This window comes from Pseudomonas sp. PvP100 (assembly GCF_017833055.1).
Classification (GTDB): domain Bacteria; phylum Pseudomonadota; class Gammaproteobacteria; order Pseudomonadales; family Pseudomonadaceae; genus Aquipseudomonas; species Aquipseudomonas syringae.
In genome coordinates this window covers 1406855-1433768 of sequence record NZ_JAFIBO010000001.1, presented here as the reverse complement: position 1 = coordinate 1433768, position 26914 = coordinate 1406855, and the positions used below count along the sequence as shown (strand labels likewise).

At 60.1% G+C, this 26914-nt stretch carries 18 protein-coding genes; 7 read left to right on the top strand and 11 right to left on the bottom strand.

Translation table 11 applies throughout. The annotated features are described in order from the left end of the window. Positions 1-97: 97 nt before the first annotated feature. The 9 genes from JOE39_RS06315 to JOE39_RS06275 form a co-directional block, all read right to left on the bottom strand. On the bottom strand, positions 98-1561 hold the full coding sequence (locus JOE39_RS06315; RefSeq protein ID WP_057406704.1) for an efflux transporter outer membrane subunit: 1464 nt from the start codon (positions 1559-1561) through the stop codon (positions 98-100). Further along, entirely contained in the window at positions 1558-4665 is a 3108-nt protein-coding gene (locus JOE39_RS06310; protein WP_004417843.1) for an efflux RND transporter permease subunit, read from the bottom strand. The genes JOE39_RS06315 and JOE39_RS06310 overlap by 4 nt, the downstream gene beginning before the upstream one ends. Then, a complete protein-coding gene (locus JOE39_RS06305; protein ID WP_057406705.1) occupies positions 4662-7772 on the bottom strand; it encodes an MdtB/MuxB family multidrug efflux RND transporter permease subunit in 3111 nt (1036 codons plus the stop codon). The genes JOE39_RS06310 and JOE39_RS06305 overlap by 4 nt, the downstream gene beginning before the upstream one ends. Further along, entirely contained in the window at positions 7769-9073 is a 1305-nt protein-coding gene (locus tag JOE39_RS06300) for an MdtA/MuxA family multidrug efflux RND transporter periplasmic adaptor subunit (protein ID WP_004417845.1), read from the bottom strand. The genes JOE39_RS06305 and JOE39_RS06300 overlap by 4 nt, the downstream gene beginning before the upstream one ends. Before the next feature lie 152 nt (positions 9074-9225). Next, positions 9226-9726 (bottom strand): thiol peroxidase, encoded by a 501-nt coding sequence (gene tpx, locus JOE39_RS06295; RefSeq protein WP_003317607.1) that lies wholly within the window; start codon positions 9724-9726, stop codon positions 9226-9228. A 90-nt stretch (positions 9727-9816) separates the two neighbouring features. Beyond that, complete coding sequence (locus JOE39_RS06290) at positions 9817-10734, bottom strand: LysR family transcriptional regulator (RefSeq protein ID WP_210077690.1); 918 nt, start codon at positions 10732-10734, stop codon at positions 9817-9819. A gap of 119 nt (positions 10735-10853) precedes the next feature. Beyond that, positions 10854-14543 carry a translocation/assembly module TamB domain-containing protein gene (locus JOE39_RS06285; protein WP_210077692.1) on the bottom strand — a complete coding sequence of 1230 codons (3690 nt, stop codon included), beginning with the start codon at positions 14541-14543 and terminating at the stop codon, positions 10854-10856. After that, positions 14540-16264: an autotransporter assembly complex family protein gene (locus tag JOE39_RS06280; RefSeq protein ID WP_024662061.1), complete on the bottom strand. Its 1725-nt coding sequence runs from the start codon at positions 16262-16264 to the stop codon at positions 14540-14542. The genes JOE39_RS06285 and JOE39_RS06280 overlap by 4 nt, the downstream gene beginning before the upstream one ends. A 59-nt stretch (positions 16265-16323) precedes the next feature. Further along, a complete protein-coding gene (locus tag JOE39_RS06275; RefSeq protein ID WP_003345438.1) occupies positions 16324-16995 on the bottom strand; it encodes a GNAT family N-acetyltransferase in 672 nt (223 codons plus the stop codon). A gap of 192 nt (positions 16996-17187) precedes the next feature. Between JOE39_RS06275 and xthA the strand changes: the two genes are divergently transcribed. Together xthA and JOE39_RS06265 are read left to right on the top strand one after the other, a co-directional pair. After that, positions 17188-18000, top strand: coding sequence for an exodeoxyribonuclease III (xthA, locus tag JOE39_RS06270; RefSeq protein WP_122233303.1), 813 nt, complete (start codon positions 17188-17190; stop codon positions 17998-18000). 147 nt (positions 18001-18147) lie between these two features. Continuing rightward, the gene (locus JOE39_RS06265) at positions 18148-19491 is read left to right on the top strand and encodes a phosphate ABC transporter substrate-binding/OmpA family protein (protein ID WP_210077694.1); all 1344 of its coding nucleotides are present in this window, start codon (positions 18148-18150) and stop codon (positions 19489-19491) included. Positions 19492-19502: 11 nt separating this feature from the next. Here the strand turns inward: JOE39_RS06265 and JOE39_RS06260 are convergent, their stop codons facing one another. Beyond that, entirely contained in the window at positions 19503-20732 is a 1230-nt protein-coding gene (locus JOE39_RS06260) for an acyl-CoA dehydrogenase (protein WP_210077696.1), read from the bottom strand. A gap of 185 nt (positions 20733-20917) precedes the next feature. On the opposite strand from JOE39_RS06260, the gene JOE39_RS06255 reads away from it, so the two are divergent. The 3 genes from JOE39_RS06255 (at position 20918) to JOE39_RS06245 (ending at position 23335) form a co-directional block, all read left to right on the top strand. Continuing rightward, on the top strand, positions 20918-21847 hold the full coding sequence (locus JOE39_RS06255) for a LysR family transcriptional regulator (protein WP_210077698.1): 930 nt from the start codon (positions 20918-20920) through the stop codon (positions 21845-21847). 165 nt (positions 21848-22012) lie between these two features. Beyond that, entirely contained in the window at positions 22013-22405 is a 393-nt protein-coding gene (locus JOE39_RS06250; RefSeq protein ID WP_003410292.1) for a MerR family DNA-binding transcriptional regulator, read from the top strand. 30 nt (positions 22406-22435) lie between these two features. Continuing rightward, positions 22436-23335 carry a hydroxymethylglutaryl-CoA lyase gene (locus JOE39_RS06245; protein WP_210077701.1) on the top strand — a complete coding sequence of 300 codons (900 nt, stop codon included), beginning with the start codon at positions 22436-22438 and terminating at the stop codon, positions 23333-23335. 282 nt (positions 23336-23617) lie between these two features. Here JOE39_RS06245 and JOE39_RS06240 read toward each other — a convergent pair whose 3' ends face one another. Then, the gene (locus JOE39_RS06240) at positions 23618-23875 is read right to left on the bottom strand and encodes a hypothetical protein (RefSeq protein WP_210077703.1); all 258 of its coding nucleotides are present in this window, start codon (positions 23873-23875) and stop codon (positions 23618-23620) included. Between the two features lie 241 nt (positions 23876-24116). Between JOE39_RS06240 and JOE39_RS06235 the strand changes: the two genes are divergently transcribed. Then, positions 24117-25280, top strand: a complete 1164-nt coding sequence (locus JOE39_RS06235; protein WP_010411635.1) for an isovaleryl-CoA dehydrogenase — start codon at positions 24117-24119, stop codon at positions 25278-25280. A 13-nt stretch (positions 25281-25293) separates the two neighbouring features. Continuing rightward, positions 25294-26901, top strand: coding sequence for a carboxyl transferase domain-containing protein (locus JOE39_RS06230; RefSeq protein ID WP_046265927.1), 1608 nt, complete (start codon positions 25294-25296; stop codon positions 26899-26901). Positions 26902-26914 lie beyond the last annotated feature (13 nt).

Below are 26914 nucleotides of genomic sequence, written 5' to 3'. Positions count from 1 at the left end.
ATGTCGCGGCAGCCGGTCGAAAAGATGGCGAGTAGCTATTATTTTTTCGATTAATGCGAACAGTTCACTGGAAAACTGCTTTTTGAACCCGAAATACTCATTCCTGGAGCGTCAAACCTGTCTCGGCATTCCAGCCTCCGCCCAGTGCGGCGATCAATTGAACGCTGGCAATCAACCTGCTTTGCAGCACGCTGAGCACACTGCGCTCGTTGCTCAATGCGGTGGCCTGAACATTGACGACGTCCAGGTAACCAATCAGCCCGGCCTTGTATTGATTGTTGGTCAGGCGCAGCGAATCACGAGCCGAGACCAGCGCTTCCTGGCGTACCGCAGCTTCCTGCTCGTATACCTTGAGCTGAACCAGATAGTTCTCGACCTCCTGAAAACCGTTCAGCACGGTCTGCCGGTACTGGGCGACAGTCTGGTCATACACGGCTTCGGTACGATCGACTTCGGCCGAGCGCCTGCCACCGTCGAACAGGGTCAGCGCCAGTTGCGGGCCCACCGACCAGAAGCGGTTAGGCAGGCTGATCCAGTTGGCAAAGGTACTGCTGCTGTAACCGCCGCTCATGCTCAACGTGAAATCCGGATAGTAAGCGGCCTTGGCCACGCCAATGTTGGCATTGGCACCCATCACCGAGCGCTCGGCGGCGGCAATGTCAGGGCGGCGTTCAAGCAACTGCGAAGGCAGGCCTGGCGGAATCTGCGGCAACTGCGGAATCGAGGTGCTGGCGGGCAGATTGAAGTCTGCCGGCGCCATCCCCATCAGTACGGCGATGGCATTCTCATACTGCGCACGCTGCCAGGCCAGATCGATCAGGTCGGCCTGGGTGCTTTTCAACTGCGTCTGCGCCTGCGCGACAGCGTCACTTCCGGAAATACCGGCGCGGTACTGGTTCTGCGTCAGGGTCAGGGAGCGCTGGTAGGCATCCACCGTGGATTCCAGCAGGCGTTTCTGTTCATCGATCACGCGCAATTGCAGGTAATTCTGTACCAGCTCCGATTGCAGACTCAGGCGCATCGCCGCCAGGTCGGCAAGACTTGCCTGAGCATTGGCGGTGTCCGCCTCCAGCCCGCGACGCAGCTTGCCCCAGACGTCGGCCTCCCAGCTGACGCCCAGCTGCGCGTTGTAACTGTTGCGAATCCCGGAGGCACTCGTGCCGCTATTCGACGTGCCTGTGCCCTGCCCCGAGCGGGTTTTGCCGGTTGTCAGGTCAAGCGTAGGCAGGAAGGCAGCCCTGGAGCTGCGCACCAGTGTCTGTGCCTGTCGATACTGCGCATCGTACTGGGCGACGGTCTGGTTGGACGTGTTCAGGCGCTCGACCAGCGCGTTCAGTTGCGGGTCCTTGTACACCTCCCACCACGCACCTTTGGCCATCCCGTCACTCGGCGTCGCCGTACGCCAGCCCTGCGCAGCCTTGAACTGCGCGGGTGCGGCCATGGACGGCTTCTGGTAATCCGGACCCACAGCGCAGGCGCTGAGCAGCACGACGCAAAGCCCCAGCGCGAATGGACGAATCAGCCCTGTCGGGCGGGAGGTGAATACCAGGCGTTCGGTCATAGCGGAGTTTCCAGAGCAGCATCGGTACGCACGCCACGCCATTTGTTGTAACGATGGCGCAGACGGTCGAGATAAAGGTAAACCACAGGGGTGGTATAGAGGGTCAGGACCTGGCTGAAGATCAGGCCGCCGATGATGGTCAAGCCCAGCGGCTTGCGCATTTCCGCGCCTTCGGCGGTGCTCAGCAGCAATGGCAAGGCCCCCAGGATGGCGGCCATCGTAGTCATCAGAATGGGCCGCAGGCGCTGCAGGCAGGCGCTACGGATTGACTCTTGCGGCGTCATTCCCTGTTCGCGCTCCAGATGCAGGGCAAGGTCGATCATCATGATCGCGTTTTTCTTGACCACACCAATCAGCAGGAACAGGCCCAACAGGGAGATCAGACTGAACTCGCTGCCCAGCACATAGATCGTCAGCAATGCGCCAACCCCTGCGGACGGAAGCGTCGAGAGGATCGTCAGCGGATGAATGTAGCTTTCATAGAGGATTCCCAGCACCAGGTACACCGCAAGCAACGCACCGAGGATCATCCACGGCTGACTCTTTTGCGTGGAGGCGAAGGCGTTGGCGGTCCCGGCCATTTTGGAAATGATGTCGGACGGCAGCCCGATGGCGGCAATCGCCCGCTCTATCGCCACAGTGGCTTTGTCGAGGCTGGCGCCTTCGGCCAGATCGAAGGAAATGTTTTCGGCCGCGAACTGACCGTCATGCGATACCCGGTCGTTGGCCAGACTGCGCTCGTAATGGGCGATGCTCGACAGCGGTACACGCTGCCCGTCTGCGGTAATGACCTGGACCTGCTCCAGCGTCACCGGGTCCTGGGCGTATTTTGGATTGACCTCCATCACCACCTTGTACTGGTTGAGGCTGTCATAGATGGTCGATACCTGGCGCTGGCTGTAAGCGTTGTTGAGCACCGCCGTGACCATGTTCATATCGATACCCAGCCGCTTGGCCGTGTCACGGTTGACCACCAGGGTCACCTGCTGTGCTCCGCGCCCTTCCCGTGCGTCGATGGCGGTCAGCTCGGGTACCGACTTGAGCGCTGCGACGATTTTCGGGTACCACAGACGCAGGCTGCCCAGGTCAGCGCTCTGCACGATGTATTGATACTGTGAACTGGTCTGCTCGCGACCGCCGCCCAGTTGCAGGTCCTGATCCGGGGCCAGGAACAGCCTGCCGCCCGGCACATGCGGCATGTTCTTGCGCAGGCGCTCGACCACTTTCTCGGCAGACAGCTTGCGCTCGGAAATCGGCTTGAGGCGCACGATCATGAAGGCGTTATTGGTGCCACCGCTGCCACCGATAAAACCGGCAACGCTTTCCACCGCAGGGTCAGCGAGAATCGACAGGCGGAAAGTCTCCATTTTAGGCTGCATGACCGAAAACGAAAGGCCGTCGTCACCGCGTACGAAACCCATCAGTTGCCCGGTGTCCTGTTGCGGCAGAAAGGTCTTGGGCACCACCACATACAACGCGATATTGACCACCACCGTGACCAGCAGACTGAGCAGCGTCAGACGTCGATGCCGCATCACCCAGCCCAGCGAGCGGTCGTAGCCTGCCACCATTCGATCGTTGACCCGCTCGCTCCAGCGCTGAAAGGCGTTTTCCCCATGGGCTTCGCGCGGCTTCAACCAGCGCGCGCACAACATCGGCGTCAGGGTCAGGGACACGATCAGCGAGACGATGATCGCCACCGACAAGGTGATGGAAAACTCGCGAAACAGACTTTCGACCAGACCGCCCATGAACAGGATGGAAATGAACACCGCGACCAGCGAGACGTTCATCGACAGCAAGGTGAACCCCACCTCCTTGGCGCCCAGAAAAGCCGCTTTCATGGGGTCGAGGCCGTTGTGAATATGCCGGGATATGTTTTCCAGCACGACGATGGCGTCGTCCACCACCAGACCGGTGGCGAGGATCAACGCCATCAGTGACAGGTTGTTCAGCGAGAAGCCGAACAGGTGCATGATCGCAAAGGTGCCGACCAGCGATACCGGAACCGCCAGGGTGGGGATCAGCGAGGCGCGAAAACTGCCGAGAAAGAGGAACACCACCATCACCACCAGCACGACGGCAATCAGCAGGGTCATTTCGGCTTCATGCAGCGTCGCCTTGATCACCGGCGAGCGGTCCATCGCGATATTGAGGCTGACACTGGCCGGCAGCACCGCTCGCAGCGCAGGCAACTGCGCCTTGATCTGCGCCACGGTTTCAATGATGTTGGCCCCCGCCTGGCGGTTGACGACGAGCAGCACGGCACGGTCATTGTTGTAGAACCCGCTGTTGTAACGGTCTTCCACGGCGTCGCTGACTTTCGCCACGTCCTTCAGGCGCAACGTCGCTCCGTCCTTGTAGCGAATGATCAGCGGCGCATAATCCTCGGCGGTTTCCAGCTGGTCGTTGGCCTGCACCTGCCAGTTATGCTGGTCGTCCTCCACAAAGCCCTTCGGCCGTCTTACGTTGGTGCTGGTGATCGCAGTACGCACGTCGTCGAGCGATACACCGTACTGGGAGAGCATCTGCGGCTCCAGTTCGATACGCACAGCAGGCAGCGAGCTGCCGCCGATCTGCACTTCGCCGACCCCGGAAACCTGTGACAGGCTCTGCGACAGGATGGTGGACGCCAGGTCGTAAAGCTGGCCCTTTTCCAGCACTGTCGAGGTCATCGACAAGACCATGATCGGCGCCTGGGACGGGTTGACCTTCTTGTAGGTCGGCATGCTGCGCATCCCGCTGGGCAGCAGGTTGCGTGAGGCATTGATCGCCGCCTGCACTTCCCGGGCAGCGCCGTTGATGTCGCGATCAAGGTCGAACTGCAGAATGATCCGTGTCGTGCCCTGGCTTGAATTGCTGGTCATGGTGTTGATGCCGGCAATGCTGCCCAGCGACCGCTCCAGCGGCGTTGCCACCGTGGACGCCATCACCTCAGGGCTGGCACCGGCGAGACTGGCCGAGACCACGATCACCGGGAAATCCATGTTTGGCAACGGTGCCACCGGCAACAAGCGAAAGCTCACCGCGCCGAGCAGCATGATCGCCAGGCTCAGCAGAACGGTCGCGACGGGGCGGCTGATGAATGGCGCTGAGAGATTCATGCGTCAGCCCGTTCCATTCGGTCCGGATCGGCAGGCTTGCGACTCCAGCGACGGCCAAGGCGGTCGAAATACAGGTAGATGACCGGCGTGGTGAACAGTGTCAGGACTTGGCTGAGCAACAGCCCGCCGACCATCACCAGCCCAAGTGGTTGCCGCAATTCGGCGCCGGAACCACTGGCGAGCATCAGCGGGATGGCGCCGAACAACGCTGCCAGGGTGGTCATGAGAATCGGCCGGAAGCGCAACAGCGCCGCGTCGTAGATCGCCTGCTCGGGCGCAACACCGCGGTTGCGCTCAGCGTCGAGCGCGAAGTCGATCATCATGATCGCGTTCTTCTTGACGATACCGATCAATAGAATGATGCCGATGATCGCAATCATCCCCAGATCGTTGCCGCTGATCAGCAGAGCCAGCAAGGCCCCCACTGCTGCCGACGGCAGGGTCGAGAGGATGGTGATCGGGTGAATGTAGCTCTCGTAGAGCACGCCCAGCACGATGTACATGGTGACCACCGCCGCCAGAATCAGCAGCAGCGTGCTGGACAATGACGCCTGAAACGCTTCGGCTGCGCCCTGAAACTGGGTCTGCACGCCAATCGGCATGCCGATCTCCTGCTCGACCTCCTCGATCACCTTCACCGCCTTGCCCAGGGCGATGTCGGGCGCCAGGTTGAACGACATCATCACCGCCGGAAACTGCCCAAGGTGCGCGATGGCCAACTGAGCCTGGCGCTGCTCGACACGCGCCAGGCTGGACAGCTTCACCTGTGCACCATCGGTGGTCTTGACGTGGATCTGCTCCAGCGCCGCCGGACCGAGCTCGCTGCCCGACGCAGCCTGCAGCACCACTCGGTACTGGCTGGCCTGCGTATAGATGGTGGATATCTGGCGCTGACCGAAGGCGTCGTACAGCGCATCGGTGATGTTCGCAACCGTGACCCCGACCCGGCTGGCCGCATCACGATCGATGTTCAGGTACACCTGCAAACCTTTGTCCTGCAGGTCGCTGGCAACATCCCTCAGTTCGGGCCGCTTGCCGAGCGCGTCTACCAGCTTTTCGCTCCACAACGTCAGCAGTTCGGCGTCAGGCGACGACATGCTGAATTGATACTGGGTACGACTGACCCGGTCTTCAATGGTCAGGTCCTGCACTGGCTGCATGAACAGACGGATATCCGACAGTTTGTCGACTTCGGGCTGCAGGCGCTGGATCACCTCGGACGCGGTCAGGTCCCGTGCTCCGTGGGGCTTGAGGTTGATCAGCAGACGCCCGCTGTTCAGCGTGGCGTTGTCACCGTCGACACCGATGTAGGACGACAGACTGACCACCGCCGGGTCCTTGAGAATGATGTCGGCAAGTGCCTGCTGACGCTGGCTCATCGCTGCGAACGAGACCGACTGTGGCGCTTCCGAAATGCCCTGGATCACGCCGGTGTCCTGCACCGGGAAGAAGCCTTTGGGTACGACGATGTACAGCAGCACCGTCAGTGCCAGGGTGGCCAAGGCAACCAGCAGGGTCAGTGGCTGATGCTTGAGCACCCAGCGCAGCCTGCCCGCGTAGATGTCGATCAGCCAGTCGATCCAGGCACCGCTGGCCCGGTAAAAGCGGCTCTGCTCTTCTTCCTTGGGCTCGCGCTTTAGCAAGCGCGCGCACATCATCGGCGTCAGGGTCAGCGAGACCACCAGCGATATCAATATCGCGACCGCCAGGGTTATCGCGAACTCGCGGAACAGCCGCCCTACCACGTCGGCCATGAACAACAGCGGGATCAATACCGCAATCAGTGACAGTGTCAGGGAAATGAGGGTGAAACCGATCTGCTTCGCGCCCTTGAGGGCGGCCTGCAAGGGCGTTTCGCCCTCTTCGATATGCCGGGAGATGTTTTCCAGCATGACGATGGCGTCATCGACAACGAAACCGGTCGCGATGGTCATGGCCATCAGCGTCAGGTTGTTGACCGAAAAGCCTGCCAGGTACATCACGCCGAACGTGCCTACCAGTGACAGTGGAACGGCAATCGAGGGAATGATCGTCGCGCTGAAACGACGCAGGAACAGGAACGTGACCAGCACCACCAGGATGATCGCGATCAGCAATTCATGCTGAACATCGGTCACCGACGCGCGGATCGTCTGCGTGCGGTCCGTCAGGACCACGACGTCGAGGCCGGCCGGAAGGTTTTCGGTGATCGACGGCAACAACGCCTTGATCCGGTCGACCACCTCGATGACGTTGGCACCCGGCTGACGCTGAATGTTCAGTAGTACTGCCTGACTCCGATTGGCCCAGGCCGCGAGCCGCTCGTTTTCGGCACCATCGACGATTTCGGCGACATCCTTCAGGCGCAAAGGTGCGCCATCCTTGTAGGCCAGAATCAGGTTGGCGTACTCCTCCGGAGACTTCAGCTGATCGTTGGCATCCAGCATCGACACGCGGGTCGGCCCGTCGAAGTTGCCCTTCGGCTGGTTGACGTTGGAGGCGCTGATCAGGGTACGCACATCGGACAGGTTGAGGCTGTTGGCGGCCAGCGCCTCCGGGTTGACCTTGATCCGGACCGCCTGCCGCTGCCCGCCGGCAATGCTGACCATGCCCACGCCGCTGATCTGCGAGATCTTCTGCGCCATGCGCGTATCGACCAGATCATTGAGCTTGGGCAACAACATGGTTTTCGAGGTGATCGCCAAGGTCAGAACCGGTGTGTCGGCCGGGTTGACCTTGTTGTAGACCGGAGGCGCTGGAAGGTCGGTTGGCAGCAGGTTGGTGGCCGCGTTGATCGCCGCCTGCACCTGCTGCTCGGCCACATCCATATTGATTTCAAGGCTGAAGCGCAACGTAATGACTGACGCACCGCCCGAGCTGGTCGAGGCCATCTGGGTCAGGCCGGGCATCTGTCCGAATTGACGTTCCAGAGGCGCAGTCACGGAGCTGGTCATCACCTGCGGGCTGGCACCTGGGTACAGGGTCATCACCCGAATGGTCGGATAGTCGACCTGGGGCAACGCCGAAACCGGTAGCAAGGTATAGGCGATCAGACCCGCCAGGACGATTGCCAACATACTCAGTGTGGTGGCAACCGGACGCAGGATGAACAGGCGCGACATGTTCATACGTTTGGTTTTTCCACCTTGCCGAGCGCCGCCGACTTGTCGGTCTTGCTGTCAGGCTTGCCTTGCAGCTTCTGAGCCGGGCCAGCCGGCACTTCCTTGCTGTCGTTGACGACTTCGACTTCGGCACCGTCGCGCAGACGGTCGGTGCCTTCAAGCACCACCCGCTCGCCGGCCGCCAGACCTTCGGTGATCACCGTGGATGTCTCGTCGCTCGGGCCGGTCTTGAGCAGCTTGAGCTTGACCTTCTTGTCACCGTCCAGCACATAGACAAAGGTCCCGTCGGTGCCGAACTGCACGGCCGCGGTCGGCACGAGCGTGACTTTTTTCAGCGTGTCGGCGCGCAGCCGCACGTTGACAAACTGATTGGGAAACAGGACCTCGTCGCTGTTATCGAAACGCGCCTTGAACTTCAGTGTGCCGGTGGCCACGTCGATCTGGTTGTCGAGACTGGCCAGTACGCCGGTAGCCTGCATCTTCGTATCGCCACGGTCCCAGGCTTCAACGGGTAGCTTGTCGCCGGTGCGGTAGCGGGAAATGACTTTCGACAGGTCTTTTTCAGGCAGCGTGAACGCCACGGAAATAGGCTGAGTCTGGGTAATCACCACCAGTGCTGTCGTGTCATTTGCGGCAACCAGATTGCCCACGTCCAGCTGTTTGAGGCCGACACGCCCGGCAATCGGGGCACGGATGCGACTGAAGTCCAGGCTGAGTTTTGCGTCAGCCACGGCAGCCTGATTGGTCTTGATCGTGCCCTTGTATTGATTGACCAGCGACTCGGCAGTGTCGAGGGTCTGCTTGGCGATGCTGTCCTCGGCAAACAAGCCTCGGTAACGCTGCACGTCGAGCTGAGCGTTCTTGAGCAGCGCCTGGTTGGTGGCCAGCGTACCTTCGGCCTGCTGCAACGCCACCTGATAGCTGCGCGGATCGATTTCAGCCAGCAGATCACCCGCCTTGACCATCTGCCCTTCCTGGAAATAAATCTTCACCAGCTCCCCTGCCACGCGGCTGCGCACATTGATGGTGTTCATCGCCGTCACGGTGCCAAGCGCTTTGTAGTAGATCGGAAAATCACCTTCGGTAGCCGGGGCCACACGCACCGGAACCGCGACAGCCGATCCGCCGAAGCCAGGACGTGCCATCCCGCTCGTTGCAGGCTTCTTGTTGCTATCGGCCCCCTTGCCGGAAGTGGACGCAGGCCAGAACCACCAGCACAAGGCGACAATAACCAACAGGACCAACAAACTGATCAACCAGCGACGGGATTTACGGGAGCCAGACGATTGCATGAATAAATCAACCATTACAGGTGGGGGTTTGTTCAGAAGGCTGAACAATAAGCACAGTTACGTTACAAGCAAAGCGCCTTTACCAAGCGCTTACTTTGGATAAACGTATGAAGCACAAACAAAAAAACGGCCTGAGCGGATTCAGGCCGTCGACAGGTTGCGGAAAGTTACTTCAGCACAGCCAATGCAGCGTCATAGTTGGGCTCGCTACCGATCTCGGCAACCAGTTCGCTGTGCAGCACTTTGTCGTTTTCGTCCAGCACTACCACGGCGCGCGCAGTCAGACCCGCGAGCGGGCCGTCTGCAACGGCAACACCATAATTCTGAGCAAAATCAGCACTGCGGAACGAGGACAGGTTCTGGACATTCTCCAGCCCTTCGGAGCCGCAGAACCGGGCCTGGGCGAACGGCAGGTCAGCCGAGATGCACAGAACCACGGCGTTGCTCAGGTCATTGGCCTGGGTGTTGAATTTACGTACCGAAGTGGCACAGGTCGGCGTATCGACGCTAGGGAAGATGTTCAATACCTTGCGCTTGCCGGCGAATGAAGCCAGGGTTTTATCCGCAAGGCCTGCGCCAACCAGCGTGAAATCGTGTGCCTTGCTACCGACTTCAGGCAGGTTGCCACTGACCTGAACGGGGCTGCCTTTGAGGGTCACTTGAGCCATGAAACACGTTCCTTTTCAAAATGGATGAAAGAGCCGGAAGTTAAACACGAAAGTGTGCCGCGGCCTATATGGGATAATTCTGAATTTTTTTCAGGAAACCAGTCTGTCCCTAATATCTGTGTGGGCACACAATTCCACCAGCCAATCAACGAATACCCTGACCCGTCGTGATAACTGTCGATGCGGGGGGTAAAGCGCCGTTAGTGGCAGCGGCGGCGGACGGTGCAATCGCAATACTTCCACCAGTACACCGCTGCGCAATTGCGCGGCGACATGGTAGCGCGGCACCTGAATCAGGCCGAACCCGGCTTCGCACGCCGCGACATAGCCATCGGCACTGTTGACAGCGATCGAGCAGGCCGATGCGTGTTCAACGCCCATGCCATCGGCCATGAACTCCAGTCCATAACGCTTGCCGGTGCTGGTCGAAAAATATTCGATTACCTGATGTTGCGCGAGCTCCTGCAGGTTCAGTGGCGTGCCGTGTTGCGCCAGATACTCACGACTGGCGCAGGTAATCTGGGTCAGACTGCCCAGTGGCCTGGCAACCAGTGTTTCATCCAGTGCCGCGCCGGCACGCAACACGCAGTCCACACCTTCGCGGATCAGATCGACCGGCCTGTCACTCATGCCGATTTCCAGGCGGATCTGCGGGTAGCGCCGGCTGAACTCAGGCAACGCCGGGATGATGATCATACGGCCCAGACTGACCGGCAGATCGACACGCAGCAACCCCTTGGGCTCGGCCCCCGTCGCCGAAAACGATGCTTCAGCATCATCCAGATCGGCCAGCAGGCTGACGCAGCGCTGGTAATAGGCCTTGCCGTCCGGGGTGGCACTGACCTGACGCGTCGTCCGTTGCAAAAGCTGTACGCCCAAATGCGCTTCCAGCTGTTTGATCAGGATCGTCACCGAGGCACGCGGCATGTGCAGACTCTCGGCTGCTCTGGCAAAACCGCCCAGTTCGACGATACGGGTGAACACGCGCATGGCGTTGAATCGATCCATGATGGCCGGCAACCTGAAGGTGGATAACGTGTGAAGGGACTTGCGGTTGCAAGAGGGACGTCCGGGCAAGGCCAGGCGGATGGACGCGGGGCAGTACCATTACCGCCGGCGACCCTCGCTTAGAAGTCCCTTTTATAGAAAATATCCAGCGAGCTGGCAACACCGCTCGCGGCCTCAAGGTACACACGCTTGCTGAGCAGATAGCGTAAGGCGATGGTATTGGCCGGCTCAAACACGCCTACGCCATAGCGCAGGCTGAGCTTGTCGGTGATCTTGCCGCTGGCAACCACGTTGGTCTTGTCGCCGGTTCCCGAGGTGTCCAGTTCGAAGTCCTTGATACCCAGATTATCCGCGAGCTTGCCGGTGGTCGACGAGCTGCCTGCTACACCCAGCGCCAGCGCGGCCTGAGCAACCATGTTGTTGTCTTCGCCGGAAGTACTGAGCGGTCTGCCCATGACCAGATAGGAGAGCGCCTGCTCCTGGCTCATCGCAGGTTCGGAGAACACCTCGGTGGTAGGCTGCTCGGCACTGCCGGTCAGACGGATACCGGCAATCACGTCGTCGGTCTGCCGAATCGCCTCGATGTCCAGATAAGGCTGGTCGACCGGGCCGGCAAACAGCAAGCGCGCCTTGCGAATGGTCAGCCGCTGCCCGTAGGCACGATAACGACCATCGTTCAGGTTCAGTTCGCCACGGGTGTCTAGGTTGTCACCGATGTGCACATGCCCGACCAGATTGGCGGTGAGCCCGAACCCGCTGAAGCTGAGCTTTTCCTGGCCGACGTCCACATCGATGTCCATCGCCACAGCCAGCGGCGGAGCGCCCTGCTCGGTCTGCTGTCCAACGATCACCGTGTCGCCGGAGAGCTTCACAGTAGAAGGCGGCAACTCGCGTATCGTAATCGCGCCCTTGGGCACCAGCACCTTGCCGGAGATGGCCAGTCGCTCTCCCTGCATGGAGATTTTCAGGTCAGGCGCAGCCTCTACCGCCGCATAGGGTTCGACATTGATCGGCAGGCGCGAGCCCTTGAGGCTCACATCGACGTTCAGGCTCTGCCCCCAGGCCACCTGACCACCGAGGCTGCCCTGCCCGGTGCTGCCACTTTTCCAACCGCCGTTGAGCTGTACGCTTTCTCCGGCAATCAACGCCTGGACCTTGAGGTCGTGCAGCTCCATGGGCAGCTCTGCGCCCGCCACTTCACCGCCTTCCAGCGTCACGTTGCCGTTGACCAGTGGCGTCAGCAACGTGCCTGACAACCGGCCATTGCCATTCAGACGTCCATTGAGTTTCTGCACCATCGGCGCGAAAGGACGTGCCACCGAGATATCCAGCCCCGAGAGGTTGAAGTCACCTGCAAGGGTTTTGTCCTTCGCCAGTGGGTCGATCTGCGCGTTGAGCAGCAGCCTTCCCAGCTTGCCGCCGTCGAAGTTCAGACGCGTGTCGATGCGCTTGGGCGCCAGCGTGGTGGCCAGTTTCAGCGTCTGATAAGGAAAGTCCAGCCACTGATTGTTGTTGCGGACCCGCAGCGTCCCACCTCCGGCGTCGATCGTGACCTTGCCGCTGGGGCCGGCTGCCGGGATGTCGAGCTGCACATCTGCATTCAGCGCGCCCTTCCAGGCAAAATCCTTGGGCATCCATTGCGCCAGGCTGTCCAGCGGGAAATTCTTGAGCTGATAACGCAGATGGGGTTCCGGCATCAGGCGCTGATCACCGCCACACAGGCTGGCGGCCCCGGACAACCAACAATGCGCACCGAAGTTGAGGCGGCCATCGGCCAGACGCTCGATCTTCGCCGGCTGCTGCAAACGCCAGTTCTGCCCGCCGCTTTGCACCGTACCGCTGGCCAGTCGGCCTCGCCAATCACCCTTGTCCAGACCACCGTCAAGGCCGATGGCCAGCTTGAGCAATGGTCCTTGCAGGTCCAGTTTCAGTTGCTGGTTTTTGAGCGTACCCTGACCGTCCACCAGCAAGGTGCCCAACTGGGTATCGCCAGCCTGAATACCGGCACCTTTGAGGCTGATGTCCGCGCGCTGCGCCTGATCCAGTCTGGCGTTGAGCGTCAGGGTTTGCAGACGATTGTCTTGCAAGGCGAGCTGGCTGCCCTGCAAGGCCAATTGCCCCTGAGGCGCCTGCAGCGTTCCGGCCAGATCCAGCCGGCCTTTGACTTGCCCCTGCAAGCGTGGCCATAGCTGGGCCAGACGCGGCAGATCCAGGTCCAACTGACCCTTGAGACGCTCCTGCAGACTACCCGTACCTTGAATACGGTTGTCCCCGAGGCGGATGCTCAGGCTGCTGACATTCCATTGCTGATCACGGCCGTCAGCCTTGGCTTGCAGCAGCGCCGGCTGACCACGCAGGCGCCCTTTCAAATCGAGATCGGCGCTGAGTTCAAGCTGCTCGTTGCGCATCTGACCTTTGCTGCGCAACGGGCCTGCCAGAGTGCCGGGCAGTTCGGCAACCCAGAATGAAGGGTCCAGCGCACTCAGGTCCAGAGCCGTATCCCAGCCGATGCCGTCAGCGAATTGCAGGTTCAGGAAACCACTGGCCTTGCCCTGCCCGGCGACCAGTTCCAGTTGCGGCAGATGAATCTCCTGCAGGTTGCCGCTGAACGGGCTGACCAGGGTGAATGCACCGGCAGGCCCTTTGAGGCTGGCGTTGAAATTGCCGAGGTAATTGCCATCGGTATAGGAAATATCACCCTTGAAGGCATGCAATGCCACCTGAGGCTCTGCCGCCAGTGGATACAGGCGCTGCCAGGGGAAATCCAGCCAGTCGATGCTCGCCTCCGCAGAAAGACCGCTCTGCCAGTTCATCTTGCCGTTGATGGCCAGACGCTGCTGATCATCGGCGGCCAGATCGAGTCCGGCGATGGTTGCGCCGTTGGCATCCACACGCCCTTTCAATGCCAACGCAACCGGGCCTTTCTCTGCGGGAAGGCTGGCGCTGCCATCTATGAGGTAGCCCGAGTCAAGATTGCCCTCGGCGGTCAGCAGCAACTGGTCGAGTTGCAGGGTATCAGGCAATGCAGCGCTGGGCTTGAAGTGCTCGGCAGTCAGCTTGATGCGTGCCGGAAGGTGTTCGGCCAGGGGCTGCAACTCGCCGGTCAGCAAACCCGGCAGATAACCGCTGCTGTCCGCCTTGAGCTGCAGCGTCTTCAGCAGGTCGCCCTGAATATCCAGCGCCAGCGTCCAGGGCTGGCCATCCTGTGGCGGAAGTTGCAGTTGACCTTGAACGCTGAGTGGCCAGTCGCCCTCGGGTTTCAGCAGGCCACTGAGGTCCAGCACCAGCGCATCACGTTGCAGGTGCGCACTGTCGATCTTCAAGCCTTCTGCGGTCCAGTGTGCTGCCAGCTTGAGATCGCGCAATTGTTCGACGCCATCCAACTGCACACCGCCTACCTGTATATCACCCAGTTGCAGCGCCAGCGGCAGCCTGAGCGTCGGTAACTGGATCGGGCCGTCGCTGGCGGGCGTATCGCTCGGCGGGAAGTGCATCAGCACCTGCTGCGCATGCAGACGGTCGATGCACAGCGTCATCTTCAACAGACAGGCAGGCGTCCAGGCGAAATCGACGGATTGAACCTCGACGCGATCTGCGCCCTGCTGCCATACCAAACGCTCGGCGCTCCACTGGCTACCCAGTCGTCCCTGAAAGCTTTCCAGTTGTACACCGGGCACGCGAGCCAAGGCCCACTGACTGCCCGTATGAGTGCCCAGTAGCAGCGCGACACTGATGACCACCAGCAGCAGTAATGCAACAAGTCCCAGCCCGACGATCTTCGCGCCGCGGGTGATGTTCGCCTTGTTCAAAGCTCCGGCCCCATCGAAAAGTGCAGACGGATTCCGCCTTCATCGTCCAGCGCGTGGGCCAGATCGAGACGCAGAGGGCCCACTGGAGATACCCAGCGCACGCCGAAACCAACCCCGGTTTTCAGGTCTGGCTTGTCCAGGCTGTTGAACGAGTTGCCCTGATCGATGAAGGTCGCCAGGCGCCATTTATCAGCAATGGAATATTGGTATTCGACGCTGCCGGCAAACATGTATCGCCCACCGATGCGGTCGCCGTCGGAATTGGTCGGTGACAGCTTCTGATAGTCATAGCCACGCACGCTTTGATCACCGCCGGCAAAAAAGCGCAGCGATGGTGGTATCGAGGTGTAACCGTCGGTGAGGTTGCCGCCAAACTGCACACGACCGAGAAAGCGGTGATTTTGCGCGACGGTCGTCAGCCCTTTGAGCAGCACATTGGCATGCACCAGGTTGGCGTCAGACAACATGCCCTCCTTGGCCACCTGCGTGTCGAATTGCAGGCGGTAACCCTGGTGCGGGTCGATACGGTTGTCACTGCGCAGGTACGAGTAACTGATACCGGGCATCAGCAACGTGCTGAGGCCGGCGTCGTCGCCCAGGCGGTATTCTTCACGCTGCCACTTCAGGGATATGACCCGCTCCCAACCGCTGGGCAGCTTGCTGTGCCATTCAGGCCCGGCAGTCAGCAACTTGCTGAGGCTGTCGGTTCCGGCGATCTCTTCATACTGATACCCGCCGGCGTAGCGCAATTTGTCGGTCAGCGGCGGGTCGAGGGGCACGTCGTACCACAGACCGACATTTTGCCGTGGCGCGGAGATCTCGGATTCGAAGCCATAGCTGTGGCCCTGCGGGTTGGCCCAGTGCCGGGTCCAGTTGGCTTTGCCTCGCGGGCCGACGTCGGTCGAATAGCCCAGCCCCAACCCCATGGTGCGAGGTTTGCGGGTTTCGAGCTGGACGGTCACCGGAATGACCTGGTTTTGCGCTGCGGTGGGCGCCGCATCGACCCGTACGCCCTCGAAATAGCCGCTGCCCTGCATAGCCTGGGTCAGTTCGGCAATCAGTTGGGAGTCGTAAGGCGTGTTTTCCTTGAACGGCACCATGCGTTTGAGCAGATCGTCATCAAATGGCGCGTCGCCACTGAACATGACCTTGCCGAGCGTGTAGCGCGGTCCGCTGTCATAAACCAGTTCGATATCGGCCACACCGGCCCGCGGATCGATGGCCAGACGCTGGCTGGTGAAGTGTCCACTGAAAAATCCGTAGCGCGAGGCCTGATTCTGGATCAGGCGCTTGGCGTCTTCATAATTGCCGTGATTCAACACCGCGCCGGTTTTCAGGGCGTCGCTGCTGGGCACACGAAAGGCCTTCATCGCTGCCGCCGGCCCTTCGACCCGAATCACCACGTTGCGCAGATGAATGGGTTCGCCCGGCTGGATATTGATCACCAGGCTGGGCTGCTCTCCATCCTTGATTTCACTGTCGATCTGCGCCTGGTAATAACCCAGCGCCTGAGCGGCTTTTTCCGCCTGCTGCTCGGCGCCAAGGCTGAAGTTGCGCAATGCCTGGACATCACGCTCGCCCAGATCACCGACATACCCTTCGACGTTGGCCTTGAGTTGCGGATTGGCAGGCTTGATCCTGACATCTAGGCGGGCCTGGGCAAGCGCGGCCGCACTCATGGTCATCAGGAACACGCTGCTGAATAGTCTGAAGAGCTTCATGGGCGTAGATGCTACCACGATCGACAGGCTGCACTGGAAGCCCACGAATTGTCGGATATTCAGGCCATTACGTCAGGGACCGGCAGTGATACCTGAGGGTTGGGATGAAAAAATACATGCTCTCGGACAGGCCCTACAGCAATTTCACCGATCTCTTCGTAGCCCTGTCGCTTATAGAACTCCAGATAACGCGGATTGCCGGTGTCTACCACGATGCCCTGGGAGTGTTCATCCACTGCGCACCAGTCGTGCAACGCGGCCAGCAGCTGCTCGCTCAGGTCCTGACCGAGCTTCTGCCCCTGAAACTCCGGATCAAGGCCGATCAACGGCAGCACATGCACGGTTTCCGACGGTACGCAGGCAAGAACTGCGTTGTAATACGCCAGATAACGCTGGGTGCAACCCAGACCTGTGTCCATCACCATGCGCAAGCGCCACGCCCAGCTTTCGGTGACACCCAGACGACGCTGCGGCGGCGCGATCAGCGCTACGCCGACCAGGCGGTCCTGCAGAAACAGGCCCAGCGCGGGCTGGTTTTGCAGAAAGTGTTGTTTGACCAATTGGCGAATGGTCGCCAACACGCGTTGCTCGTAGCCCTCACGCTCGGCGTTGAACAGATAGGCAAATGTCGGATCGTGGCGGTAGGCCCTGAACAGCAAGGAGCGGGTTTCACGGGAATAACCACTGTCGAGTTGGCGAATTTCACCCGTGATGGCAGCAGGTAGGGACATAAAGGGCCTCGTGTTAACGGAACTGCGTCTGGCGCAGCGGTTTTGGCAAGCAGGCTTTCGAGTGATGGCCATTGATAACAGTTCCAACGATTTATCCAGACACACCAAGGCCTGCGCTTCCGACGCGGCACTGGTCCTGAAACCACAGGTCGGCTAGCATCGCTGTTTGTTTTTGCTCAGGACCGCTGTTTTATGAAAATCGTCTCGTTCAACATCAATGGTCTGCGCGCTCGACCGCATCAGCTGGCGGCGCTGATCGACAAACATCAGCCTGACGTGATCGGTCTTCAGGAAACCAAGGTTTCGGACGAGCAATTCCCCCAGGCGGAAGTCGAAGCGCTGGGCTACCACGTTCACTTCCACGGCCAGAAAGGCCATTACGGTGTCGCGCTGCTGTCGCGCAATGCGCCGCTGGCCCTGCACAAGGGCTTCGAGGGGGACGACGAAGAATCCCAGAAGCGTTTCATCTGGGGCACTTACGCCGACAGCAATGGCCAGCCGGTGACCATCATGAATGGCTACTTTCCACAGGGCGAGAGCCGTGATCACCCGACCAAATTCCCCGCCAAACAGCGCTTTTACGAAAACCTGCAAACGCTGCTCGAGGGACAATTTCGCAACGACCAGCCGCTGATCGTCATGGGCGACGTGAATATTTCTCCGCAGGACTGCGATATCGGCATCGGCGCCGACAACGCCAAACGCTGGCTGAAAACCGGCAAGTGCAGCTTTCTGCCTGAAGAGCGGGAGTGGATGGAGCGCTTGAAAAACTGGGGCCTGGTGGACAGCTTTCGTCACCTGTACCCGGAGGTCATTGACCGCTTCAGCTGGTTCGACTATCGCAGCCGTGGCTTTGAAGACGAGCCCAAACGCGGCCTGCGCATCGATCTGATCATGACCTCTACCGGTTTGCAGCCACGCATCAAGGAAGCGGGTGTGGATTACGATTTGCGCGCAATGGAAAAGCCGTCCGACCACGCGCCGATCTGGCTGGAACTGAGCTGACTGCCCGCCTGCCGGGCACTCTTGCGCGATCCTTCTTTAGTAAGGATTGGGTCGCGCTGAAACACGCACAGCCCCTGAAATTGTCATATTCCGGCAATCTCTCTGACTTATTCTCCCGGCACCCTCCCGTGATTCATGGTGACGCCGATGCTGCGCGCTTTGCTTACGGCGTTCATTCTGTTGAGCGCCACCCTGCCCGCTTTCGCGCAAGCCGCGCTGCCGTTGCCCGCTGGCGATATACCGGCCTTGCGCATTCAAGGCTCCAACACCATCAATGCGCAACTGGGGCCTGCGCTGGTCGAAGGATTGATGCGCCAGCAAGGTCTGCAGTCGGTACAGATCCTTCCCGGCAACACTCTTAATGAACAGCGCGTCGTTGGGACTACGGCCACCGGACAACCTGTCAGTGTCGAAATCGCTGCGCATGGTTCAGGCACCGGTTTTACCGCGCTGAAAGCAGGTAACGCAGATATCGCGGCCTCCTCTCGACCGATCAAGGATCAAGAGGCCAAAGACCTGACCAGTCTGGGGGACCTGAAAAGCGCGGCCAGCGAGCAAACCATTGCCATCGACGGCGTTGCGGTGATCGTGCATCCGGGCAATCCGCTGAGACAGCTGGATACCCTTCAACTGGCACGCATTTTCAGTGGCGAAGTCAGAAACTGGAGTGAGGTCGGTGGCAACCCAGGCACCATCCATCTCTATGTGCGCGATGAAAAGTCCGGTACCTACGAGACGTTCAAGGACCTGGTACTGACCAAATACGGCAAGACCCTGCTCGGCAGCGCTGCGCGATTCGAGTCCAGCGAACAGCTCTCTGACGAAGTCAGCAAGGACATCAATGGCATCGGCTTCACTGGCCTGCCTTCCATACGCCGCGCCAAGGCGGTGGCCATCGCCGACGGCGATTCCAGGCCCATGCTGCCGACCGTCAGCCTGATTGCCACCGAAGACTATCCGTTGTCGCGACGGCTGTACTTTTATGTGCCCACATCCACCCCTCAGCGTTGGGCGCAAGCATTGGTCCGCTTCGCGCAGAGTGCCGAGGGCCAGGCTATCGTCGCGCAAAGCGGCTTTGTCGCACAGACGGTGCAGGTGCTCAAGGTGCAGCCTACCGCGCAGATGCCCGCCGATTACCAGGCACTGGCACGCAAGGCCGAGCGCCTGTCAGTCAACTTCCGCTTTGCCCAAGGCAGCGCGCGCCTCGACAACAAGGCGCAGCAGGACCTCAAGCGGGTCGCAGATTATCTGAAAACCAGCGGCAAACTGGATCAGCACGTAACGCTGGTCGGCTTCGGCGACGCCAAGAGCGACCCGGAGCGTGCTGCCCTGCTCTCCAGGCTGCGTGCCATGGCCGTGCGCCGGGAACTGCTGAAAAGTGGCGTGACGTTCCGCGACATCGTTGGCCTGGGTGACGAAATGCCGGTGGCCACCAATGAAATCGACGACGGCCGGATCAAGAACCGTCGAGTTGAAGTGTGGGTACAGTGATCGACCGGTAGCTAGGAGCTGCTGCGCGTGGTACCTGCCGGCATATATTTGCCCAACTCATACTTGCCGACGGCAGCGCGATGCACTTCATCCGGGCCGTCAGCCAGACGCAGCGTACGCTGCATGGCATACATGTAGGCCAGCGGGAAATCACTGGAAACCCCGGCGCCACCGTGCATCTGGATCGCCCGATCGATGACCTTCAGCGCCACATTGGGCGCGACCACCTTGATCTGCGCGATTTCGCTCCTGGCGACCTTGTTGCCGACAGTATCCATCATGTACGCGGCCTTCAGGGTCAGCAGGCGTGCCATGTCGATCTCCATGCGCGAGTCGGCGATCAGGTCGATATTGCCGCCCAGCCTGGCCAACGGCTTGCCGAACGCGACGCGGTCAATGGAACGTCTGCACATCAGCTCCAGCGCCCGCTCCGCCATGCCGATCGAGCGCATGCAGTGGTGAATGCGCCCCGGCCCGAGCCTTCCCTGTGCGATTTCAAACCCCCGCCCCTCACCGAGCAGCACGTTTTCGAACGGGACCCTGACGTTTTCGAACAGCACTTCGGCGTGACCATGGGGCGCATCGTCATAGCCGAACACCGGCAGTGGCCGCACGATCTTCACGCCGGGCGTATCGACCGGTACCAGAATCATCGAATGCTGCTGATGGCGCGGCTCCTCAGGACTGCTCAGGCCCATGAATATAAGGATTTTGCAGCGCGGGTCGCAGGCACCGGAGGTCCACCACTTGCGACCGTTGATGACCCACTGGTCACCGTCACGCTCGGCGCGCGCGGCCATATTGGTGGCGTCCGACGAGGCTACGTCGGGCTCGGTCATGGCAAAGGCAGAGCGAATCTCACCACGCAGCAGCGGTTCGAGCCAGCGGGCTTTCTGTTCCTCGCTGGCATAGCGGACCAGTACCTCCATGTTGCCAGTGTCAGGCGCCGAGCAATTGAAGGGCTCCGGACCGAGCAATGAGCGCCCCATGATTTCCGCCAGCGGCGCATATTCCAGATTGCTCAGGCCGGCGCCCAGTCCGGAGTCGGGCAGAAACAGATTCCACAATCCTTCGGACTTGGCCCGGGCCTTGAGCTCTTCCACGATTGCCGTGGGCTGCCAGCGATCCCCTTCGGCCACTTGCCGCTCGAAAACCGGCTCGGCCGGATAAACGTAGGCATCCATGAACGCCGTGACGCGTTCACGCAGGGCCTGCACCTTCGGGGAGTACGCAAAATCCATGGGGTCGCCACCGTGTCGATCAGGTTGTCGAAGTCATGAACGCGATGCTAGAGAAACGCTGCACATTTATCTAATCTATTCCCAGCGTGTATAAACATTCATAACCGATATATGATCCGTCACCCTTGCGGCATTACCACCCCTCTAAACAATCAATCACAATAACGGCACGAGGCGCCCCATCAATGAACCTGAACAAGGTCGATCTCAACCTTTTCATTGTCTTCGACGCCATCTACACCGAAGCCAACCTGACCCGCGCCGGACAGATTGTCGGCATTACCCAGCCTGCGGTCTCCAACGCACTGGCGCGGCTGCGCGAGACTTTCAACGACCCGCTGTTCGTGCGCACGGCACAGGGCATGGTGCCGACACCGATGGCGCAAAACATCATCGGCCCGGTGCGCAACGCGCTTTCGTTGCTCAGGGTATCGGTGCAGGAAAGTCGCATCTTCAACCCGCTGCAGGCCAACAAGAATTACCGCATCAGCATGACCGACCTGACCGAGGCAGTGATTCTGCCGGCGCTGTTCCAGCGATTGCGGCGTCTGGCACCTGCAGTGACCATCGAAAGCTTTCTGTCCAAGCGCCGGGAAACCACCAAGGAACTGGCCGCAGGACGCCTCGACTTCGCTGTGGACGCACCGCTCAACACTGATCCGCAGGTGCGCCACGTGAAGCTGATGGAGGACCGCTATGTGTGTGGCATGCGCAAGGGGCATCCATTGGCGAACAAGGCCGCGCTGACCCTAGACGATTACCTGAGCCAGTCACATATCCATATCTCAAGCCGCCGCAGCGGGTTGGGCCATGTGGATCTGGCGCTCGGCAAGATGGGCATCCAGCGCAGGGTCGCGTTGCGCTCGCAACACTACATGATGGCAACCCAGGTGCTGCAGCAAACCGACATGGTCATGACCGTGCCCGAACGCTTCGCCCGTCGTAATGACTTGCACTATGTCTACCTGCCAGTCAGCGACGTTCCGTCGGTCGAGACCCACCTGTACTGGCATGAAAGCACCGACCAGGACCCGGCCAACCGCTGGATGCGCGAACAGATCATCGAACTTTCACAGCGGGTTGTGGCGCAGGAACAAAACCTCGAAAATGCATGAAATATTTAACTCAACTTATTGATTATTAATAAGTTAAGTTATTAACTTAATGTTGTTTCGAAGCAAAGGTTGGCGACCGCTCAAGCTCGGGCATCGCCACTGCTGCTTGACGTAAACGTAAAGCAGCCCTTAGCTTTGCGGCTGCAACCCTCGCCGAGCCACGCCATGAGCAGTCACACCTACAGCATTTCCGAACTCGCCCGCGAGCTGGACATCACCACCCGCGCCATACGCTTTTACGAAGAGCAAGGCATGCTCAGCCCTGAACGCAAGGGCCTGGAACGTATCTATACGGCGCGTGACAAGGTCACCCTGAAACTGATCCTGCGAGGCAAACGCATCGGTTTTTCCCTGGCAGAGTGCAAGGAACTGATCTCGTTGTATGACCCTGCCGGCGGCAATCAGAAGCAGTTGCAGACCATGCTGGGCAAGATCGCCGAACGCCGTGATCAATTGGAACAGCAGTTGCTGGACATACGCCAGATGCAGCTGGAGCTGGACACCGCCGAAGAGCGCTGCCGAGCCGCACTCGATAAGACCGCTGCTGCCCCACTCTGACCCATTCGCACTCACCACAAAGGCGCCGCCATGTCCGTCCCGCAAAAGGTGAATCTCGTCGAAGTCGGCCCGCGTGACGGCCTGCAGAATGAAGCACAACCCATCAGTGTCGACGCCAAGGTGCGCCTGGTGGATGACCTGACGGCAGCCGGGCTGAGCCACATCGAAGTCGGCAGCTTTGTCTCGGCCAAATGGGTGCCGCAGATGGCGGGCTCCGCGCAGGTGTTCGAACGGATCCAGCGCCGTGAAGGCGTTATCTATTCGGCTCTGGCGCCGAATCTGCGCGGCTTCGAAGACGCATTGGCTGCCGGGGTCAGAGAAGTCGCGGTGTTCGCAGCGGCGACCGAAGGGTTCTCGCAACGCAACCTCAACTGCTCGATCAGCGAAAGCCTGGAACGCTTCGCGCCTGTCATGGAAGCAGCACGCATGCATGGCGTGAGGGTTCGAGGGTATGTGTCGTGCGTGTTGGGCTGCCCTTACGAGGGCACCGTTTCGCCCGAACAGGTCGCGACGGTCGCCAACCAACTGCACGCGATGGGCTGCTATGAAATTTCCTTGGGCGACACCATCGGAACCGGAACGCCGGGCGCCACACGGGCGCTGCTAAATGCCGTGGCTGCACAGATACCGCGCGGCAAGCTGGCCGGCCACTTCCACGACACCTATGGCCAGGCGCTGGTAAACATCTATGCAAGCCTGGAGGAAGGCATCCAGGTGTTCGACAGCTCCGTGGCCGGCCTCGGTGGCTGCCCTTACGCCAAGGGGGCCAGCGGCAATGTTGCCACTGAAGACGTGCTGTACATGTTGCAGGGGCTGGGTATCGAAACCGGGGTCGATCTGGACCAGGTCATCGCGGCGGGCCAGCGCATCTGCGACGTGCTGCAACGCAGCAATGGCTCTCGCGTGGCCAAGGCCAGACTGTCTGCGTAGCACTGTCACCTGTCGGTAACAGGGTGCGACAACTTGCCACAGAGTGTTACTGTGCCCCGCGTCGAGCAGAGACAAACGGGTAACACGGAAACACTCGGCCGCAGAATCAAACGGCCCGATGCCGGAAAAACAAGGTCATCCCCCGGTATTACAGGGGTTTTGAAAACCTGGCACGGGTCCTGCTATATCCCTTGTACAACAAAAATAAAAACACGCAGCAACCTAATAAAAACAATACGTACCGGCTCTGACATAACAAGAACAACACGGACAGAGGCGTAGCTAACAGATTTTTTTGAAGTGGATAGCTTTTCTGAATCGCTTGCTTCGCAAGTTGTTCGCAGCCAGACAGAGAACAACAAAACTGCCCTGAGGCAGCTGCCGAACTGGTTGGATCGCTACGATGAAAGTGTAATCAGCGCTCAAAAAAATACGTTTGCTCTTGGTCCAGCATGTGGACCGCTCAAAAAAGATGTGAAGGGTCAGGTCGCCAAAAACAACAACAGGCCTCCCGAACAACAAAAAAGAGCGTAGCAACATACCTTGAAGGGGAGCCCAGGCTCCCCTTCGTGCTTTCCGGCTTTCCGCCCTCTCCTCTCATGACTGAAAAATACAGGCTCATCGCTCTTCGTCGGCATCGGCATAGGCATCGGCGTTGACAGCAAAACCCTACAGGTTTACGTTAACGTAAAGGTCATAGCTGATAGACGCTATAGCCGCTTCCAGAAAGACGCGCCATCCAAGAACAAAGCGCCACTCAAGAACAAAAAAGGAATGCCCCATGAGTTACCCCAGCCTGAACTTCGCCCTGGGCGAAACCATCGACATGCTGCGCGATCAGTTGCAGTCCTTCGTCGCCGCAGAGCTTGCCCCGCGCGCAGCGCAGATCGACAAGGACAACCTGTTCCCCGCCGACATGTGGCGCAAGTTCGGTGAAATGGGCGTACTGGGGATTACTGTCAGCGAAGAATACGGTGGCGCGGGCCTGGGTTATCTGGCGCACGTCGTAGCCATGGAAGAAATAAGCCGTGGATCGGCATCGGTGGCGCTGTCCTATGGTGCGCATTCCAACCTCTGCGTTAACCAGATCAACCGCAATGGCAGCCCGGCACAAAAGGCCCGTTACCTGCCCAGGCTGATCAGCGGCGAACACGTTGGCGCGCTGGCCATGAGCGAACCCAATGCAGGCTCGGACGTGGTGTCGATGAAACTGCGCGCCGACAAGCGCGGTGATCATTATGTGCTCAACGGCAGCAAGACATGGATCACCAACGGGCCGGATGCCGACACCTACGTGATCTACGCCAAGACCGATCTGGAAAAGGCAGCCCACGGCATCAGTGCGTTTATCGTCGAACGCGACTGGAAAGGCTTCTCGCGGGGCAGCAAGTTCGACAAGCTGGGCATGCGCGGCTCTAACACCTGCGAACTGTTTTTCGATGATGTCGAGGTGCCCGAGGAGAACCTGCTGGGCGTGCTTGATGGCGGGGTCAGAGTGCTGATGAGCGGCCTCGATTACGAGCGCGTCGTGCTCTCTGGCGGACCGACCGGGATCATGCAGGCGTGCATGGACGTGGTGGTGCCCTACATTCACGACCGCAAGCAGTTCGGCCAGAGTATCGGCGAGTTTCAGCTGATTCAGGGCAAGGTCGCAGACATGTACACCCAGCTCAATGCCAGCCGGGCCTACCTGTACGCGGTCGCCCAGGCCTGTGACCGCGGCGAGACCACTCGCAAGGACGCTGCAGGGGTGATCCTGTACAGCGCCGAGCGCGCCACGCAGATGGCGCTGGAGGCCATCCAGATTCTGGGCGGCAATGGCTACATCAACGAGTTCCCGGCGGGCCGACTATTGCGCGATGCCAAACTCTACGAGATCGGTGCAGGCACCAGTGAAATCCGGCGCATGCTCATCGGTCGCGAACTGTTCAACGAAACCCGTTGATTGGGGAGCCACCATGACCATTCTGCAAACCCGAATCAACACCCGATCGCCTGAATTTATCCTCAATCGCGACGCCCTGCTCAAGCAGGTCGAAGCACTGCGTTCGCTGTTGAGCAACGTCCAGCAAGGGGGCGGCCGCAAAGCCCAGGAGCGCCACACCTCACGCGGCAAGTTGCTGCCGCGCGAGCGTATCAACCGTTTGCTGGACACCGGTTCACCGTTTCTGGAAATCGGCCAACTGGCTGCGCATGAGGTATACGGCGAAGAGGTACCTGCCGCTGGTGTGATCGCCGGAATCGGCCGGGTCGAGGGCGTCGAATGCATGATCATCGCCAACGATGCCACGGTCAAAGGCGGCTCCTATTACCCGCTGACCGTAAAGAAGCATTTGCGCGCGCAGACAATCGCCCAGCAGAACCGCCTGCCATGCATCTATCTGGTGGATTCCGGCGGCGCCAACCTGCCGCGTCAGGATGAAGTGTTTCCGGACCGCGAACACTTCGGGCGGATCTTCTTCAACCAGGCCAACATGAGCGCGCAAGGAATCGCCCAGATAGCGGTGGTCATGGGCTCCTGTACCGCAGGTGGCGCATACGTACCTGCCATGGCCGACGAGGCGATCATGGTGCGCCAGCAGGCCACGATCTTTCTGGCCGGCCCGCCGCTGGTCAAGGCAGCAACCGGCGAAGTGGTCAGCGCCGAAGAACTGGGCGGTGCCGATGTGCACTGTCGCACGTCCGGCGTGGCCGATCACTACGCAGACAATGACGATCACGCGCTTGCACTGGCGCGCCGCAGCATCGCCAATCTTAACTGGCGCAAGCAGGGCCAACTGAACACCGTCGCGCCCATTGCACCGCTGTACCCCGGCGATGACCTGTACGGCATCATCCCCGCCGACACGAAACAGCCATTCGACGTGAGGGAAGTCATCGCGCGGCTGGTGGATGGCTCGGTACTCGACGAATTCAAGGCCCTGTTCGGCACCACGCTGGTCTGTGGCTTCGCGCGTCTGCATGGCTACCCGATCGCGATCCTCGCCAACAATGGCATCCTGTTCGCCGAAGCGGCACAGAAAGGCGCGCACTTCATCGAGCTGGCCTGCCAGAGAGGCGTCCCCCTGCTGTTCCTGCAGAACATCACCGGCTTCATGGTCGGCCAGAAGTATGAAGCGGGCGGCATCGCCAAGCATGGTGCCAAGCTGGTGACCGCCGTGGCCTGCGCCAAGGTGCCAAAATTCACGGTGATTATCGGCGGTAGTTTTGGCGCGGGGAATTACGGTATGTGTGGCCGCGCTTATGATCCGCGCTTTCTATGGATGTGGCCCAACGCGCGGATCGGCGTGATGGGCGGCGAACAGGCAGCCGGCGTGCTGGTGCAGGTCAAGTGCGAACAGGCCGAACGTGCTGGTCAGGCGTTCAGCGCCGAACAGCAGGCCGAACTGAAACAGCCGATTCTCGATCAGTACGAGCATCAGGGCCATCCTTACTACTCCAGCGCCCGCCTGTGGGACGACGGGGTCATCGACCCGGCACAAACCCGCGAAATTCTCGCGCTTGCCCTCTCCGCCTCGCTCAACGCGCCCATCGAACCTACCACCTTCGGCCTGTTCCGAATGTGAGCCGGGAAATGAT